We start from the raw sequence: 18,207 nt of genomic DNA, 5'->3' as shown, positions 1-18,207 counted from the left end.
AGGGATTCCATGACCACCGGCCTGGACACCGGTACGTACGACGTGCTGCGCGACCGGCTCGCCGCACAGGCAGGCGAACTCGCCCGGCGTGCCGAGGCGCTCAACACCCGCCGCACCGAGCAGTTCGGCTCGACCCGGCTGGAGCTCACCGGCACCGAACGCATCCTCACCGAGCACCACTGCGTGCCCCGCGACATCGTGTCCGTCGGTGACGTTCTGCTCTTCGGATACAACGTCCTGCTCGGCCCCAGGCCGGAGACGACGGTGGGCGATGTCTTCGCGCTGCACGACCGAGACCTCAACCGGCTGCCCGAGGACGCCGTCCCCGGCCTCCTCGACGACCCCGCCTTCGTACGTGAACTCGCCGCTCTGTACCGCTACTACCGTGCGGCTCACCTCCTGCGACTGCGGCACGTGGACGGCAAGTTGCTGGCCGTCTTCCAGACCGGTGAGAAGGCCGACGACATCCGCGTCCTTCGGTGGGCCCTCTCGGCCGACGGCCGGGCGTCGTTCCTGGACGCACGCGGTGAGCGCGATCACGTCTTCCCGCCCTCGCACGACTTCGAGTGGCGCGAGACGACACGGGAGGACCATGTCCTCGGCCGCCACCCGCACGTCTCCATCGAGGGCGAGGTCTTCGTCGAGACGGTCGGTGGCACCCTCACCGTCAAGATTGAGGACAACACCGAGACGGGAGAGGGGATCTACGCCGAGCCGGTCGACGAACCGCTCCAGTCCCTCGCCGACGCGGACATCGCGTACGCGCGCGTGGGCGCCCTGACTCTGCTCCGCATCCGCCCCTACAAGGAGGACGCGCACCGCTACCTGGTCTTCAACACACTCACCAGGTCCGTGGTGCGCCTCGACGGCATCGGGCAGGCGTGCCGCCGCCTCCCCGCGGACCAGGGAATCGTCTTCCCCGACGGCTACTGCCTGGCCACGGGGGCGTACAAGACGTTCGACGGGACCGCCGCCCCGGTGGATACGGCAGCCCTGGAGTACGAGCGGGTGATCCGCTCGCCCAACGGCGAGGACGTCCTTTTCGTCTTCCACGCGCGTGTGGAGGGCCGCAGCCTCCTGCTCCCCTACAACATGATCCGCAAGGAGGTCGCGACCCCGCTGACCTGCCACGGCTGGGCGCTCTTCGACGACGGCACGCTGACGGTGCTGCGGGCGGACTCCGAGGAGCCGGCACGCGTGCACCCGTTGCAGCTCTGGCGGTCCCCGTACGTCTCGGACACCTATGCCGATGCCCAGCCTTCCGCAGCGGGTGCGCTGGGACGTGTCGGCAACGCCGACCTCGTACGGGGCATCTCCGACTGCCTGTCCCTCACGCGTACCGTCTCGGAGACCGCCCCGACAGCCGAGGTGTACGAGGCGCTGCTCGCCGCCTGTGTCCGCGCGGCCGACACCTACCACTGGCTCGGCGACGCCGACCTGGGTGACCTGCGCACCCCACTGGACGCGGTCCGCGCCACGGCCGAGCAGGTACTGGCCGAATTCGAGACGGTCGAGGCCCTCACCCGCCAGGCCACCGACGCACTCGCGGAGGCCGCCGCGCACATCGCCACGGTCGTACGGCGCCTGCGCGGTGAGGCGCCCCGTGACGCCCCGGCCTGGGTGAGCGGTCTGGCCGAACTTCGCCGCGCCCAGGGTCACTTGCTCACGCTCAAGGAGCTGCGGTACGCCGACACCGTCCGTATCGACGAGCTCGCCGCCGACGCGGAGGCCGACCTCGCCTCGTTCGGGCAGCGTGCCGTCGCCTTCCTGGCCCGCGAGGACGCCTTCACCGGTCACCACCAGGCCGTCGAGCAGCTCGTCGCGGAAGCCGAGTCGCTCGCCACCGTCGCCGAGGCGGCGCCGGTCACCACCCGCGTCGACGAACTGACCGACGGACTGCGGACCGTCACCGAGGTCGTCGCGGGACTGGACATCGGCGACGCCACGGTGCGGACGTCCGTCCTGGAACGCGTCGCCGAGGTACTGGGCGGCGTCAACCGCGCCCGCGCCACGCTCGACGCGCGCCGCCGCGAACTCCTCGAGCACGAAGGGCGCGCCGAGTTCGCCGCCGAGTTCGCTCTGCTCGGCCAGTCGGTCACGAGCGCGCTCGCCGCCGCGGGGAGCCCGGAGTCCTGTGACGAGCAACTCGCGCGGCTGCTGGTGCAGGTGGAGAACCTGGAAGCCCGCTTCCCGGAGTTCGACGACTTTCTCGGCGAGCTGGCGGACAAGCGGACCGAGGTGTACGAGGCGTTCGCGGCCCGCAAGCAGACCCTCGCCGACGCCCGGGCCCGCCGGGCCGAGCAGCTCGTCGCCTCGGCGTACCGGGTCCTGGAAACGGTCGCGCGCCGAAGCGCCGCGCTCGCCGACACCGACGCGGTCAGTACGTACTTCGCCTCCGACCCGATGGTCGCCAAGGTCCGGCGCACCGCGGACGAGCTGCGTGAACTCGGCGACCGGGTACGGGCGGAGGAACTGGACGGCCGGCTGAAGGCCGCCCGCCAGGAAGCGTTCCGCGCCCTGCGCGACCGCACCGACCTGTACACCGACGACGGCCGCGTCATCCGCTTGGGCGGCCACCGGTTCGCCGTGAACACCGAGCCCCTGGACCTCACCCTGGTCCCGGCCGCCGACGGCCTCGCCTTCGCGCTCACCGGCACCGACTACCGCTCTCCGGTCACGGACCCGGACTTCGCCGCCACCCGTCCGTACTGGGACCGGCTGCTGCCCTCCGAATCGCCCCAGGTCTACCGCGCCGAGCACCTCGCGGCCCGGCTGCTGGACGAGCACGGCCCGGCGGCCCTCGCGGACGCCGACCTCCCCGACCTCGTACGACAGGCCGCGGAGACGGCGTACGACGAAGGCCACGAGCGTGGCGTCCACGACCACGACGCGACCGCGATCCTCACCGCGGTGCTGCGCCTGCACGAGAGGGCGGGCCTCCTCCGTCACGAGCCCGCCGCCCGCGCCGCCGCCCAGCTGTTCTGGGCCCACACGCTTCCCGCCGAGGAGCGCGCGACCCTGAAACGCCGCGCGGTGGCGCTGGCCCGCGCCCGCGACACGTTCGGCCTCACCCCCGCGATCGCCGACTTCCGGGCGGAGCTGGCGCTCCATGTCGGCGAGGCGTCCGCCGCATACCTCTTCGAGGAGCTGACGACCGACCCCGACGGCTTCGTCGTCAGCACGGCCACCCGCACCCTGCTCGACAAGTTCCGCCGCACAGTGGGCACTTCAGCCTACGACGAGGACCTCGCAGCCCTCGGCGACCTCGCCGCGCGCCGCCAGCTCGTCGAGGCGTGGCTGTCCTCGTACACCTCCGCCACCGGCACGGACATCACCCCCGGAGACCTCGCCGAGGCGGTGGCCGCCGAACTGTGCCCGGACCTGCCGCGTTACGAGTCCGACGCGCCGCTGACCGAGACGGTCAGGGGGCTGCTGGGCACGCATCCGCGCATCACCGACCGATCTCTGACCATCCGCATCGACGAACTCCTCGCCCGTACCCGCGAGTTCAGGGCTGAGGACACCCCGGCCTTCCGCGCCTACCAGCGGCAGCGCACCACCCTCGTGACCGCCGAACGCACCCGGCTACGGCTGGACGAGTACCGCCCGCGGGTGATGTCCTCGTTCGTCCGGGGCCGCCTCATCGACGAGGTCTACCTCCCCCTCATCGGTGACAACCTCGCCAGACAGCTCGGCACCACAGGCGATGCGAAGCGCACCGACACCGGCGGCCTGCTCCTGCTCATCTCCCCGCCCGGCTACGGCAAGACGACCCTCATGGAGTACGTCGCCGACCGCCTCGGCCTCGTCCTCGTCAAGGTCAACGGGCCCTCGCTCGGCAGCGCCGTCACCTCGCTCGACCCGGCCGAGGCTCCGAACGCCACCGCCCGCCAGGAGGTGGAGAAGATCAACTTCGCGTTGGAAGCGGGCAACAACACCCTTCTCCACCTGGACGACATCCAGCACACCTCGCCCGAGCTGCTCCAGCGGTTCATCCCGCTGTGCGACGCCACGCGCCGAGTCGAGGGCGTGTGGAACGGCGAGCCGCGCACCTACGACCTGCGCGGCAAGCGCTTCGCGGTCTGCATGGCGGGCAATCCCTACACCGAGTCCGGCAGCCGCTTCCACGTCCCCGACATGCTCGCCAACCGTGCCGACGTCCGGAACCTCGGCGACGTCCTGACCGGCAAGGAGGACGCCTTCGCCGTCAGCTTCGTCGAGAACGCCCTCACCGCGAACCCGGTCCTCGCGCCGCTCGCCGGGCGCGAGCGCACCGACCTGGACCTGCTGATCCGACTCGCCGAGGGCGACACGACCGCCCGCGCCGACCGCCTCACCCACCCGTACGCCGCCGCCGAACTGGACCGGATCCTCGCCGTCCTGCGCCATCTGCTCACAGCCCGCGCGACCGTCCTCGCGGTCAACGCGGCCTACATCGCCTCCGCCGCCCGGACCGACGCCACCCGCACGGAGCCGCCCTTCCGGCTCCAGGGCTCCTACCGCACCATGAACAAGATCGCCCAACGCATCCAGCCGGTCATGAACGACGCTGAACTCGGCGCCGTCATCGACGACCACTACACGGCCGAGGCGCAGACCCTCACGACCGGCGCGGAGGCGAACCTGCTGAAACTGGCCGAACTGCGCGGCACCCTCAGCCCCGGACAGGCGCTCCGCTGGACGGAGGTGAAGGCCGCGTATCTCCGTGCGCAGGCCCTCGGCGGCACGGACGAGGCCCCCCTGTCCCGCGCGGTCGCCGCGCTCGGCCTGCTCGCCGACCGGATCTCCGCCGTCGAGTCCGCGATCGACCGGGCCGCCGACCCTCACCACCCGTCGGACTGCATCTAGCCGATGACGGCATGGAACGGCCGAGCGGCGAAAGGCCGGTCCTCGGGCACACTCTGTATTGGCGGGCCGGTTGTATCGTTCGAAGTGCCGGCCTGGTGGCACGTCCTCGTGGCCGTGTCTGCCGGTGGGCCGAGAGCGAGACAGGAGCCGAGGGTGCGTGCGCGTGACCTGGCGGTGGAGTACGAGACGGTCGGCGTCGACAGCGATGCCCTGGACGCCGCACGATTGATGGCCGAACACCGGCTGCCCGCGCTTCTCGTAGTGGACGAGCGGGGCGCGCCGAAGGCGATCCTGCCCGCTTCCCAGATGATCAAGATCCTGGTGCCTGGGTACGTCGTGGAGGACCCCACGCTCGCGGCGGTCGTCGACGAGCGCCACGCCGACCGGCTGTGCGAGGCGCTCGCGGGACGCAAGGTCCGCGACTGTCTGTCGAAGACCGCGCCGCCGCCCGCCGTCGCCGCCCCGGACGACACGGCACTGGAGGTCGCCGCCCAGATGGCGCGGGTCCGCAGCCCGTTGGTGGCCGTGGTCGACAAGGACAAGAGCGGTACGCGGCTGCTCGGAGTCATCACTGCCTCGCACCTGCTGGAGCGGCTGCTCGCCGCCGCGGCGTGCTGACGGCCACCGTCACGGGCGATATGGGCCGGCCTCTTCGCAGATGTCGAGGACGCGGGTGAGGCCCAGCCGGGTCAGCGTGCGTGACGGTCACCCGGGTGCCGTGCCGCGAGCAACGCCATGACCAAGGCCGTACAGCCGTCGCTGCTGAGGTAGGTCACCCTGCCGAGGTCCATCAATCCTCGGTGCTCGTGGGGGTCGTGAGCGGACGACGAATCCGGCATTCGAGGCTCTGTGCCGGCGGGTGGCCGACCGCCGACCGGACTTCCCGGTCCGCCCGGGCGAAGAGTGCGGTGGCCGCCGCTCGGGCCGGGTGGTTCGAGTACTCCGACGCCCGGGTGGACTCTGCTGTCAGGTTGCCGGAATCCGGCAACCTGGCGGCCTTCAAAGTGCGCGCCAAGAGTCTGTTAAAGACGCGTCAAGGGCCTGTAGGGTTCCCGGCGGTGTGCCGGGAAGCCTGGTCGGCGAGCAGGGGATCACTCTCTCTTCCGATCGGGGCGTTCGGCATGGTGCTCGTGGTGGTGTTCGGGGCCGCGCTGTTGGTGGCGGTGCTGTTGTCGGGCCTGGCGGCTCGCACCGTGCTCCCCACGTCCTTCCCCTTCCTGGTGGGCGGCGCGCTCGTCAGTGACGGTTTCCTCGGGCTGATCCACAGACGGCGTGCACGTCTCGCTGCCCAAGCTGCGCGCCGACTGGAGGCACCCGGCGCACTCCCTGGGCCTGGGCATGCCCGCTCGCGTTCGTCTTCATGGCGCTCGTCACCCACTACCTGGTGGACCTGCACTGGACGACCCCGTAGGGGAAACCTGTTGGACCCCGTCATCGGAGGACTGTGAACGACTGGCACAGCTGGGCGGCGATCGTCGTGTTCGTCGGTGCGTACGCCCTGATCATCAGCGAGAAGATCCACCGCGTCGCCGTGGCCCTGGGCGGCGCGGGCCTGATGCTGGCGATCGGGGCGACCGACGACGTCTCGGCGTTCTACTCCGAGGACTCCGGCATCGACTGGAACGTCATCTTCCTGCTGATGGGCATGATGATGATCGTCGGCGTGCTGAAGAAGACCGGCATGTTCGAGTACCTGGCCATCTGGTCCGTGAAGAAGGCGAAGGCCAAGGCCTTCCGGGTGATGGCCATGCTCGTCGTCATCACCGCGGTCGCCTCCGCCCTCCTCGACAACGTCACCACGGTCCTGCTGGTCGCCCCGGTGACCCTGCTGGTGTGTGAGCGTCTCGCGCTGCCCGCCGCGCCGTTCCTGATCGCCGAGGTGTTCGCCTCGAACATCGGCGGCACCGCGACCCTGGTCGGCGACCCACCGAACATCATCATCGCCAGCCGGGCGGGCCTGACCTTCAATGACTTCCTGGTCCACCTCGCCCCGCTGTCCGCGGTGCTGGTCGTCGTCCTCGTCGTGCTGTGCCGGGTGATGTTCCGCAAGGCGTTCGTGTACGACGAGGACCGCGCCGCCGAGATCATGGCCCTGGAGGAACGCGAGGCCATCAAGGACCCACGCCTGTTGATCCAGGGCCTGATCGTGCTCGCCCTGGTGGTCGCCGGATTCGTCCTGCACCCGGTGCTGCACTACGAGCCGAGCGTCGTCGCCCTGCTCGGCGCCGGACTGCTCGTCGCCGTCTCCACCGCCGACACGAGCGAGGTCCTGTCCGAAGTCGAGTGGCCCACCCTCGCCTTCTTCGCCGGCCTGTTCATCATGATCGGGGGCCTGATCGACACCGGTGTGATCGACGAGGTCTCCAAGGCGCTGGCCGACATCATCGGCACGAACGAACTCGGCGGCTCCCTGACCCTGTTGGGCGCCTCGGCGGTGCTGTCAGGTGTGGTCGACAACATCCCGTACGTCGCCACCATGGCGCCCATCACCAGCGATCTCGTGCACAACATGGGGGGCGGCAGCGACCACGTCATGTGGTGGGCCCTCGCCCTCGGCGCCGACCTGGGCGGCAACGCCACCGCGATCGGCGCCTCCGCGAACGTCGTCGTCCTCGGCATAGCCGAACGCAACCGCCAGCCCATCACCTTCTGGCAGTTCACCAAGTACGGCCTGATCGTCACCGCCGTCACCGTGACCATCTCCCTCGGCTACGTGTGGCTGCGCTACTTCGCCTTCGGCTGACTCGCGGCCGATTGCGCGGCGTACGGTCGCGTGTCTCGGCAGGCATCTCGTAGGAGCGATCACCGAGCCCGGTACGGGGCACCCCGCACGGCCTGGAGCAGGTCCCGCGCGGGGAACTGGCCTGTCGCGGCTCCGTGTTCCCCGAGATGGACGTGGACGCGGTGCCGGCCCGGCGTCCCCGGGTGGCATCCCGGCCACGGCCGATCCGTGACAGACCCGCGCCGGCCCGACTACGCCACCTGACCGTTCGCACACCACTGCTCCACGCCCAAGGCCGAGTTCGCCTCCCTGCCGGATGGCGGACGCCGCGGACCGGGAGAGGGCACATGGAGTTATTACGGGAAGCTGACGTGGCAGTCGAATCCCTCATGCCTCGATCACCTCATGGGCAACTCTGGTCCTGCCCTCCACCGGCTCCCGGTGGTGGCGAAGGCCCGAGGAGTGACGTATGAGCAGGCACAACAGGCGCAGGTCACCTTTACAGGTCAAGCTGACCGTCGTCGGAGCGGGAATCCTCGCCGCGGCGGCGGCCGTGACGACGGTGACCGTCGCCTCGGCGGGAGAGGTCTCCCGTGGGCACGACGACGCGGGGAGCGCGAAGGCCGGAGCCGACCACGCGGTGTTCGTGCAGGGCAACGAACTCGACGGCAACACGGTCCACGTCTTCAAGCGCGCGCAGGACGGCAGGCTGAGTCCCGCGGGCAGCTATGCGACCGGTGGCAAGGGCGGAGACCAGGTCGACGCGCCCACCGACTCGCTCGCCTCGCAGGGCTCGCTCGTCTACGACGACCGGTCCGGCCTGCTCATCGCGGTCAACGCGGGCAGCGGCACCGTGACGTCCTTCCGAGTCGAGGGACAGAAGCTGACGGACCGCAGGGTGGTGCGCTCGGGCGGGGACTTCCCTTCGTCGATCGCCGTCACGGGAAGGCTCGCGTACGTCATGAACGCGGGCGGAGCGGGCAGCGTCCAGGGTTTCCGGATCACGACCAAGGGCCTGGTACCGCTGAGTGACGCTCACCGTTCCCTCGGGCTGGACAACAAGAAGGTGCCGCTGTTCAGCAGTTCGCCCGGGCAGGTCGCGTTCACTCCCGGTGGCCGCGAACTGGTCGTCACCACCAAGTCCGCCAACACCGTCGAAGTCTTCCCGATGACGCGCGACGCACGCCCCGCGCGGCGGGCGGTGGTCAACGGCTCCGCCGGTGCCGTCCCGTTCGCGGTCACCTTCGACAAGGCCGGCCGGATGCTCGTGGCCGAGGCCAAGGAGTCCACGGTCAGTACGTACGAGGTACGCGGCGACGGCAGGCTCAAGGTCGTCCAGAAGTCCCTGCCCAACGGTCAGAACACGCTGTGCTGGCTGGAGCGTGCCGGTGACTTCTTCTACGGCGGCAACACCGGCAACTCGACCGTCACCGGCTACCGCACGGACCGTCACGGCAGGCTGACGCTCACCAACGACGTCGGGGTCGCCACCCCGCCATCGGCCAAGTCCCAGGGCGTCATCGACCTGGCGGTGACGAAGGACGAGAGGTTCCTGTACGTGCAGAACGCGACGTCCGGCACCGTCGACGGCTTCCGCATCGGCCGGAACGGCTCGCTGACCAAGGTCGGCACGACCACTGGACTGCCCCCCTTCGCCGAGTCCGGCATGGAGGGCATCGCCGCGGTGTAAAGAAGCGGCCATCGCGGCACCGGCGCCCCGGACAGGACGGTCCCTGCCCGGGGCGCCAGGCACCGGTAGGTGTGAGCGCGGCGATCCGGCCGCTGGAACGGCACGCGTCCAGCAGATCGATCCGCGCCTACGGAAGCGCTTCAGGGCGCACAGCACCAGGCCCGCTCGGGTCAGCGCCGTCTCGCGGTCGCGGGCGACGGTGAAGCCCTGACCGGGCGTGTGGGCAGGACGGCACGGTGAGTCTTGATGACCGAGGCGGACGGCGGCACGACCGAGGCCGGAGGCGGCCGGAGGATCGCCGTACTCGGAGAGACGCTGGAGCCCCGTGACGAGGCCCGTTGATGCCTTCCTCCGCAACAGCGCGCAATCGCCAGCCATGCGGTGGTGGGAGCGGCGGCGCCTGGGGCCGGCAGTGGGGTCAGTTGGGCGGGTAGAGGAGTGCGCCGGAGTCGACGTCGTTGACGTATCGGTCGGCGAGGTCGGCGTAGTACGCGTCGGACGGGTTGCCGTCCGAGAGGTCGGCGGCCTTGACGGTCGAGGATGTGGCGGTGCCGTCGGTGGAGACCGCTGCGGCGAAGTCGAGGAACTCGCCGGGGTAACTGTCGAGCAGGTAGTTGTTGACCTGCTCGCGGGCGGCCTCCTGAGTCGCGGTGCCGGGGTGGGCGGCGGTGAACGGCGGGATGGTGGCGAGGTAGACGGTGATGTTGGAGTTCTGGGTGATCGGCTGCTGGTTGATGTAGATCTGGCTGTCGTCGGTGTAGTACGAGTTCAGCTGGGTCTTGAGGAAAGCCAGTCCCTTCTCCACGTCGGTGGCGCAGGTGTCGGCGTTGCTGGTGCAGTTCAGCAGGTCGGCGGCGCCGGTGGAGACGAGGACGGTGCGCACGTTGCCTTGGACCAACACGTTGCGGTCCAGGGGGTTGGGCGCGTTGAACGGATTGGTGCTGTCGGTGATCTGCGGCAGCAGGCTATTGCTGTGGGTGCCCGCGTTGAGCACGCCGTAGTCCACGGAGGTGCCCCCGTGGGGATCGTTGACCAGGGTGTTGGTGATCGCATCACTCAAGTGATGCCGGCCGTCGTCGCTTGCGGTGTCCCCGTTGACGCTCTGGTCTCCGTAGAGGACGAGCGAGCCGGTGGGGTTTGAGGTGGAGGTGGTGACGTCGATGCCTGAGAGGTACGGCAGACCGGTGTAGGTGGTCTGCAGGTAGTGGGCGGCGGCTGTGTCACCGGTGCGGTTGCCGGGGTCACTGACCCAGACGGGAGTCCGGGCCACAGAGTGGCCGGGCATGGCGGACACCGAGCCGTGCACCTGCAAGCTGACCAGTACGGTTGCTTGCTGCTGGACCGTCAGGGTGACTGGGTCGCTGGTGGCGTCGCCGCCTGCGGGAATGGTGACGGAGGCGGAACCGTCGAAGGTCAGCGTTGTTGGTGCCGCGGCTGCGGTGGCGCCGCCTGCGGTGGTGTCCTGCAAGGCAACGGAGGCCGCGTCAAAGGTCACCGGGGTGGCACCCATCGCGTTGGACAAGTGGATGCGTGCCCCGTGTCCGCTGTCGGAGCCGATGCTGATGTGGGCCGGGATGCGTAGCGTCTGGTCGTCGACGGTGGCTGTGCTGTCGTTGGACAACTGCACCTTGTCGGTGTCCTGGACCGAGGCCCAGGTGCCGACCCAGTGCTGGGCGCTGGATCCGCTGCCGGTGACGGTCATCGGCCGTATGCCCAGCCCGAGGATGTGCGGGGTGGGCTGGCCTGCCTGGACGCCGTCGGTGAACAGGGGCAGGGAGACGCTGCTGATGACCGAGCCGGGGCAGGCCAGCGGGACGCTGATGGCGTAGACCTTCGGGCCGGAGCTCGGGCTGGTCTGGGTGTTGTCGCTGTGGTTCTCATGGACCAGGGTGATCGAGGCCGCGGAGGACGGGCCGGAGAGCCAGTCGGGCACGGTGTCCAGTTGGTAAGGCTGATCGGTTGGGTTGTTCTGGTCCACGCAGTTGTTCTTGGCGTAGGTGATGGTGCCGCCGGTGTCCTTGGCGGCGCCGCCGGTGGCGAAGACGAGGAAGACCAGGGCGTCGCCGGTGTTGACCGCGCCGCTGCTGGGCACGGTGACGGTCTGGCCGGAGGCCAGCATGTTGTCGTAGGTGCCGGTGCCGAAATTCGGCAGCGTAATGGTGGCGCCGTCGACGGTCACGGTTTTGCCGCTCTGCCAGCCCGCTGTGCTCGTCAGGTCGGTGGCGTTGAAGCTGTTGCCGGAACCGTCGGCGTCGGCAGGGCTGGTCGTGGTGGTGAAGGTGCTGGTGGCGGTGTTGTTCAGGCAGCCGCTGGTGTCGTTGATCGCACAGGTGAGTCGGGCGGCGGACTGGGTGCGAGTGCTGTGCGATGTCGCCCGGGGTGATTGAGCCGGGGCGCCGGACGCCGCGTGGGCCGGCGCCGTGGTCGTCAGTGACCCGGCAGCCAGGGCCGCGGCCACGACGATGACGGCGGCGATCGGCCTTGACGCGGGACGTCTGGGGACAGGTATGGGTAAGCGAAAGACGGACATGGAGGTCGGGGCCCTTCCCGGGGCTCAGGCGGTCCCCCGGTGGGTCCGCGCCGCTGTGCATTCTGGAGGTCGGTGTGTGCGCGGTCCATCACTTATTGATCGCCAAGCGCCCGCCTGTAGTCCGCTTTTGGCTCATGTGAGCCGAGATGTGTTCCGGAGCGGGTGGTTCTTTTGTTCTTCTTGGGAAAATTCTTTACGCTTTGTGCCGACTTCCCGCAGGAGATGGACTTCGGCACCGGTGCCGGGGCCGTACCAGCTTCAACCCTGCTGCCGCGATGGGGCTCAACGCTCGGCCTTCGAGTCGGGCTGAAGGATCACCGTCGCCGACGTGAGAACCCACCGCCTCTCGCAACTGACCGAGGGTTCCGGCGTGGGCCACGACGCTGCGATTCTTTGCGGGGCCTTCCTCTTGGGCTGGAGTCAGCCGAGGCCGAACCAGCCCAGGACGGTTTGCACGAGCAGGATGGTGGACATGCCCGCGACGCCGCCGACGACGGTGGTCGCGGCGATGCGGTAGCGCGGGCTGTTGGCCGCAGCGCCGAGCAGGGAGCGGCGGTTGGTGAGGACCAGCAGGTAGACCAGGACGATGGGGCTGATCAGGCCCTGCAGGACCTGCGTGCCGATGAGCAGCTGGATGACGTCGACCGGGGTCATCGCGACGACCGCGCCGAGCACGATCTGGGCGGTGAACAGGCCCAGGAACAGGGGCGCGTCGCGGAAGCTGCGGGAGACGGAGCGTTCCACGCCGGCGGCCTCGCCGATGGCGTAGCTGGCGGACAGCGGGACGACCGCGCCCGCGAGGGCGGACGCGCCGATCAGGCCGAGGGCGAAGAGGAGTTCGGCGTTCTGTCCGGCGACCGGTTTGAGGGCTTCGGCGGCTTGGGCGGCGGAGTTGAGCGGGCCGGTGCCGCCGATCACGGCGGCGGTAGCGATGATGATGGTCAGGCTGATGACGCAGGCGAACACCGCGCCCAGCACCGCGTCCAGTTTGATCAGCCGGTAGTCCTCAGGCTTGGCGCCGCGGTCGACGACGCCTGCAGCCGCGTAGAACTGCATGTACGGGCTGACCGTGGTGCCGATCAGGGCGACCGCGAGCAGGATGAAGTCCTTGCTGGGCTCCATGTGCGGAACGATCAGGTGCTTGCCGACCTCGCCCCAGTGCGGATGGCCGAGGATCATCGCGATGGGGTAGGCGAAGAACGCCAGCGACATGAGCAGGAAGATGCGTTCGGCCCACCGGTAGGAGCCGAACAGGACGAGTGACCACAGCAGGATCGCGGCCGGCGGGATGACCGCCCACTTCGGCACGCCGAGCAGCTCGAAAGCGGCGCCGATGCCCGCGAACTCCGAGACCACCAGGCCAGTGTTGGCCAGCAACAGGCAGAACACGGCAAGCGCGGTCAGCCGCAGGCTGAACTGCTCGCGGATCAGGGCGCCGAGTCCTTTTCCGGTGTGTGCGCCGAGGCGTACGGCCATCTCCTGAACCATGACCAGGGCGATGGTGACCAGCACCATGAAGAACAGCGTGCCGTAGGTGAATTGGGACCCGGCGGAGGCGTAGGTGGCGATGCCGGCGGCGTCGTTGCCCGCGTTCGCGGCGACCAGGCCGGGCCCGGCGACCGCGGCGATCACCGCGAGGCGCCCCAGGCCACGTCGCCGCGTGACGGGGACGGCGGACTGGGCCGGAGTGGTGTCCAGCTCGGGGGTCACTGCAGGAACCTCCGAAAGTGCAGGCGCCCGCTCTCGGGCAACAGCGTGTCCAGGACGTCGTCGGCGAGGATGCGGCCCAATGGGCGGTCCTCGTCGTCGACGACGAGGAGGGAGGAGACGCGGGCGGCGACCAGCTGCTCGGCCGCCTCCGTCAGACGGGTGTCCGGATGGACGGTCGCCGGCGGGCCGAACTGGGCCAGCCAGCCGGTCAGATCGGCCACCTTGGTGGCGTCCTCGGCCACCGCCAGATCGAACAGGGCGACGTCGGCGACCAGGCGGCCGTCGTCGTCCAGCACGGCGATCGCATCGATCTCGGTGCGGTGCTCGGCCTGCGCGGCCAGTACCGCGCGCACCTCGGCGACGCTCTGCTCACGGTGGGCGCTGACCAGCAGCGTGGTCATTGCACCGCCGGCCGTGTCCTCGGGGTAGGCCAGCAGGCGGCGCAGGTGCCCGGCCTCAGCGGCGGGCATGCGCTCCAGCAGGCGCTCCCGCTCGTCCTCGTGCAGGTCGCGCAGCGCGTCCACGGCCTCGTCCGGCTCCATCTCCTCCACCAGCCGGGCGGCATGCTCCGGTTCGGCCTCGCGCAGCAGGTTCTCCAGCTCGGCCGGTTCCATCTCCTCCAGCGCGTCCGCCGCGGCGGCGGGTTCCAGCATGTGGAGCAGCTGCTGCCGCTCGGCCCGGCCCAGGTCTTCAAGCAGGTCGGCCAGGTCCGCGGGTCGCAGCCGGTGCAACGCGCCCCGGGAGGCACGCAGTTGGACCTGGGCGGGTCCGTCGGTGGCGTGCTCGGCGAACGGCGCCATGGCCTGCCAGTCCAGCACCCGCTCCGGGGTCGGCCGGGACTGCCAGCGGCGCGGACCGAGCCGGCGCAGCAGGGTCGGCAGCGACACGTCCACCCCGACCAGCACCACCCGGTCGGCGAGCGGGGCCAGATAGAGGTCGGCGGCGCGGGTGACCTGCACTCCATCGACGTCGACGAGTTGGTGGTCGAGCACGTCGCGGGCGAGCAGCACCTCGCCGGGGCGGCGCTCGTACTCGCGCAGGTCCAGGCGCGCGTTGCGCAGCGCGACCCGCCCGGAGTGCACCTTCTCGACGGTGTCGGCGGGCAGGAAGGCGTGACGGCGGCCGACCCGTACGACCAGGCCGGTCATCGGCGGGTAGGGCTCGGCGCCGTAGAGCCGGGCGACGACATCGACGACCCGGCCGACCTCCTCGCCGGCCTGGTTGGTGACCGGCCCGCCGATCAGCCCGGCCAGCGAGACCAGGGACGCGCGCACCGCCTTGGAAGCGGTGGCGCGGCGTTCCAGCTGGACGCGGCGGCCGCGCAGGCGGGCGCTGGTGGACATGAGCAGAGTGTTGGTGGCCAAGGTGAACACCTCCTTGCCCCGACGAGACGGCGGGGCGCCGGGCGGCACCGGACAGCGCAGGCGCCCCTGGCCAGGGAAATCACGCGAGCAGGCTCGGGAGCGGGCAGGCGCGAGCGGACGGCCGACGACGGTGCCGGACGGCGGTCAGGGAGCGATCGGCTGCCTCGTGCCGCGGCAGGACGGCAAGGACGAGGACAACGCGGAAGAGGGCCGACTATGGCCGGGACTACTGTCCATCACTCGCCTCCCTCCGGCCGGGACACCCAAGGCGTCACAACGACTCGGCAAGGAGCGACCAGGACGCGATGCTCCTGGTACACCCCAACTCGTCAGAGCTTTGGCACTCCACGGCGTAATCCCACCCTCCGGGCGGGAAGCCACTTGGCCTCACCCCTTAGGCCGGGGAGAGGTGTCCTGAACCTGGGCGTCTCTCGACGTCGTCGGGTCAGTGGCCTGTGTCCGTGAAGACGCCTCACCGAACGAGGTGCCTGTTCAAACCGCGCACAGCATACGCCTGCCGCGGTCACCGCCACCAACGCGCCGGTCACCATCGGTAAGAGCGGCCACACAACGACGGTCGCGCCCTCCGCTCACGGCAACCGGCCCGTCGAGGCGGCCTGCGCCGCCTGCTCCTTGGGCCGGTCGTGCCTACTGCGCCGGCACCGTCGTCATACCGGACTCACACCACGCTCCTACCATGACCAGGAGCGGCGGCCCCTGGCTCGGTCCCCGTTCGCCGTGCGTGCGCCGCCATCACCGCCGTCGTACGCCATCGCGTGCGCCACGGTACTTGCCGCGCGCCCACACACCCGATCCCGCTCCGGTGCGGACAGCGCACCGACACCTCCCCGGCCGCCGACGCGGGCACCGCGCCGGAAGACTGTCACACCAGCGACGCCGCGCCACGGCCACCCTGTGCACCGCTGCGCCGAAAGCCGCGTTGACCCAGTGGCCTCCAACAAGCGAGTCGGCCCCGGGAAGCGCCTCGGCCGGCCGCGCGGGGGCGTCCATTTTCTGCTCGCTGAGGTCGCGGAAGATGTCGACCTCCGAGATGCACCATGTCCTGTCGGCGTCGTCACCGACGTGGGTCATGTGGTGCATCTCCTCGTGCCGTTCTGATGCCCACGGTGGGGCACCAGGGGTGTGTCGTGTGCGGCAGGGCCAGCTATCGGCTCGCGTTGCCGGACCGGTTAGGCTCCGGCCGCCGTGACGACGGCGTCCGTGGCGAAGCCGAGGAGGAGGCCGAGCAGGATGCACCAGGTGGTGAGTGTCTTCAGTCCGGTCCTGCGGGCGACGGCCAGCAGCTCGATGACCACGTAGAGGATCGAACCGGCGGCGAGGCCCAGGAAGGCGATCGACAGGGTGTCGTTGACCAGGTGCTGGCCGACGAGCGTGCCCAGGAAGGTGGGGCCGCCGCCGATCAGGCCGAGCCACAGGAGGGTGGGCCAGGACGGGCGTTCGCCTTCCGCTGCCAGTGGGGCGACGATGCCGAAGCCCTCGGTGGCGTTGTGCAGGCCGAAACCGATGATGAGCAGGACGGCCAGGGAGAGTTCGCCTTGAGCGGCGGAGTTTCCGATGGCCAGGCCCTCGGCGAAGTTGTGCAGGCCGATACCGGTGGCGATCATCAGCGCCAGGGACCCTGCCTGGCTGCGGACCTTCGGGGCCAGCTCGGCGGTGGCGGCGGCGCCGGGTCCCGACGGGCGGTCGGCGGCCGCCCGGCGGCGGCTGATCCAGCTGTCGTAATGCACGAGACCGGCCAGACCGATCGTCAGGCCCACGGCCAGGGTGCCGCCCCCGGAAGCGACCGTTCCCCACTCGTGCCGGCTGAGCGCCTCGTCGACCGGCTCCCACGCGTGGGTCAGCACGTCCCACACGAGGAAGACGAGGATGCCGATGGCCACGGCGTTCAGGCCCGCCTTGAGGCGGGGGGTGGCTGTGCGAAGCCGGCCGATCGGGAGGCCGAGGTAGATGGTGAAGCCGGCGATGGCGCCGAGCAGGGTGATGTTCGCGCTGGACATGGGGACTCCGGTCTGACGTGCGGGGACGCGGAGTGAGTAAAGGTTAGATGAGGCTTGCCTAACAACCCTTGAAGCGCCATTTCGCGCAAGCTTGGTGAAGTCATTACGCGGGGGCGAGGTGAGCTCCGAGGGCCGCTCCTGGGCCGGGCAGTCGTGTCGGGGCGGGCGAACGCCGCGCCGATCAATCCGTCGAGCGTCGTTACTCGTATGGATGGAGAGGAAGCGACTCGCGTGAAATCGGAATGAATGAGGAGCTTCAGCCGAAAATGGTCGATGAGCCGACCGGGTGGCTCTGGCAGCCAGTCGCGCAGGGTGAGGCCGCCCTCGCGGCGCCGGGCCGCCCGGGCGACACCTTCGACGGAGACGCAGGGCCGGCAGCCGGGTACCGGAACGAAGGCGTTCGTCGGTGGGTCGGGATGTCTGGCATCCCCGTGGTTCTTGCACATGGCGGGGCGGGGCGGGTCGGGGGCTGTCCCCGTAGCCGCGAAGGATGACGAGGTGGCCTCCCGAACGTCCGTCGTCGGGGAGCTGCTCGGTGACGGACACGATGACGGGTGCGTCATCGAAACGGGTGAGTAGGCCTTCGACCGGCACGGGCTCCGCGGTGGGCACTGGGAGACAGGCTGGAATGGTCCAACTGGGCGTGCGGCCTGGCCTCGCTGAGAATGATCCTGCTCGCCTACGGGCGCGAGGCACCCACCATCACGGAATACGGCGCTGTCACGGCCAGCCACCTGAACCTCGGCACCATCCCTGCACACCCACGACCGAGGTCCCCTGCGTGAGCGATTCTCGCGGAACGGACGCCTACCTCTCTCCCGCCCTCAGGCGCTGGGCCGCCGTGTCGCCGCGCCGGCCGACCGGTACGACACCCGTCGCGGCGCCGAGGCCGTACGCGGGCATGTCGACGTACACCGATTCATAGGAGCCCGCCGGGACGATGAACGTCTCGTGCCAGATACCCACATGACCCTTCCCGGCGCGTGCTCGTCGGTTGAACGCTGCCCAAGCGGGCCGGTGCTCCTTGTCCTGCTGGTGGGCGTAGGCGAGGAGCCGTTCCTTGTCGGACCAGTACTGGATGACGTAGAAGTCTCGGAGGCTGCCGTAGAGCACCTTGTAGCCGAGGAGCCCGCTGCTCTTTTCCTGTGACAGCTCGCGCAGCATGCGCGGCATCGACATGAATGCCGGCAACCAGCTGGAGAATGCTCGCATCCGGTTGATCCGTAGCCCGATGTGGAAGACTACGACGTCACCTTCGGCGGCGGCGGTGTTGCGGCCCGGAATCACTTTCTCGGACATGGTCCTCCTCTGGTCCTCGTTGTGAT

Annotated in this window: 9 protein-coding genes, 1 pseudogene and 1 riboswitch; of the genes and pseudogenes, 5 read left to right on the top strand and 5 right to left on the bottom strand. The window is 69.9% G+C overall.

Annotated features, from left to right (window positions below):
- Positions 1 to 9 precede the first annotated feature (9 nt).
- The 5 genes and pseudogenes from ACZ69M_RS35075 (at position 10) to ACZ69M_RS35055 (ending at position 9,260) form a co-directional block, all read left to right on the top strand.
- Positions 10 to 4,848: a DNA repair ATPase gene (locus tag ACZ69M_RS35075; RefSeq protein WP_470056328.1), complete on the top strand. Its 4,839-nt coding sequence runs from the start codon at positions 10 to 12 to the stop codon at positions 4,846 to 4,848.
- A gap of 153 nt (positions 4,849 to 5,001) precedes the next feature.
- Positions 5,002 to 5,466 (top strand): CBS domain-containing protein, encoded by a 465-nt coding sequence (locus ACZ69M_RS35070; protein WP_470056326.1) that lies wholly within the window; start codon positions 5,002 to 5,004, stop codon positions 5,464 to 5,466.
- 503 nt (positions 5,467 to 5,969) lie between these two features.
- Positions 5,970 to 6,253: pseudogene (locus ACZ69M_RS35065) on the top strand (cation:proton antiporter); the annotation flags it as partial.
- A 39-nt stretch (positions 6,254 to 6,292) separates the two neighbouring features.
- Entirely contained in the window at positions 6,293 to 7,591 is a 1,299-nt protein-coding gene (locus ACZ69M_RS35060; RefSeq protein ID WP_470056324.1) for an ArsB/NhaD family transporter, read from the top strand.
- Positions 7,592 to 8,039: 448 nt separating this feature from the next.
- Positions 8,040 to 9,260 (top strand): lactonase family protein, encoded by a 1,221-nt coding sequence (locus tag ACZ69M_RS35055; RefSeq protein WP_470056322.1) that lies wholly within the window; start codon positions 8,040 to 8,042, stop codon positions 9,258 to 9,260.
- Positions 9,261 to 9,678: 418 nt separating this feature from the next.
- Here ACZ69M_RS35055 and ACZ69M_RS35050 read toward each other — a convergent pair whose 3' ends face one another.
- From ACZ69M_RS35050 to ACZ69M_RS35030, 5 genes are all read right to left on the bottom strand, one after another.
- Positions 9,679 to 11,718, bottom strand: a complete 2,040-nt coding sequence (locus ACZ69M_RS35050) for an SGNH/GDSL hydrolase family protein (protein ID WP_470056320.1) — start codon at positions 11,716 to 11,718, stop codon at positions 9,679 to 9,681.
- Between the two features lie 492 nt (positions 11,719 to 12,210).
- Complete coding sequence (locus ACZ69M_RS35045; RefSeq protein WP_470056318.1) at positions 12,211 to 13,500, bottom strand: NRAMP family divalent metal transporter; 1,290 nt, start codon at positions 13,498 to 13,500, stop codon at positions 12,211 to 12,213.
- On the bottom strand, positions 13,497 to 14,873 hold the full coding sequence (locus ACZ69M_RS35040; RefSeq protein ID WP_470056316.1) for a magnesium transporter MgtE N-terminal domain-containing protein: 1,377 nt from the start codon (positions 14,871 to 14,873) through the stop codon (positions 13,497 to 13,499). Before ACZ69M_RS35040 ends, ACZ69M_RS35045 begins: the two co-directional genes overlap by 4 nt.
- A gap of 304 nt (positions 14,874 to 15,177) precedes the next feature.
- Positions 15,178 to 15,355: riboswitch (M-box (ykoK) riboswitch) on the bottom strand.
- A 699-nt stretch (positions 15,356 to 16,054) separates the two neighbouring features.
- Positions 16,055 to 16,882, bottom strand: a complete 828-nt coding sequence (locus tag ACZ69M_RS35035) for a ZIP family metal transporter (protein WP_470056314.1) — start codon at positions 16,880 to 16,882, stop codon at positions 16,055 to 16,057.
- Between the two features lie 807 nt (positions 16,883 to 17,689).
- On the bottom strand, positions 17,690 to 18,181 hold the full coding sequence (locus tag ACZ69M_RS35030; protein ID WP_470056312.1) for a DUF4188 domain-containing protein: 492 nt from the start codon (positions 18,179 to 18,181) through the stop codon (positions 17,690 to 17,692).
- Between the last annotated feature and the right edge of the window lie 26 nt (positions 18,182 to 18,207).

It is taken from the genome of Streptomyces sp. NPDC107454, from assembly GCF_055582885.1.
Note: the sequence above shows the minus strand (reverse complement) of the source record. Positions and strands in the feature narration are given on the sequence as shown.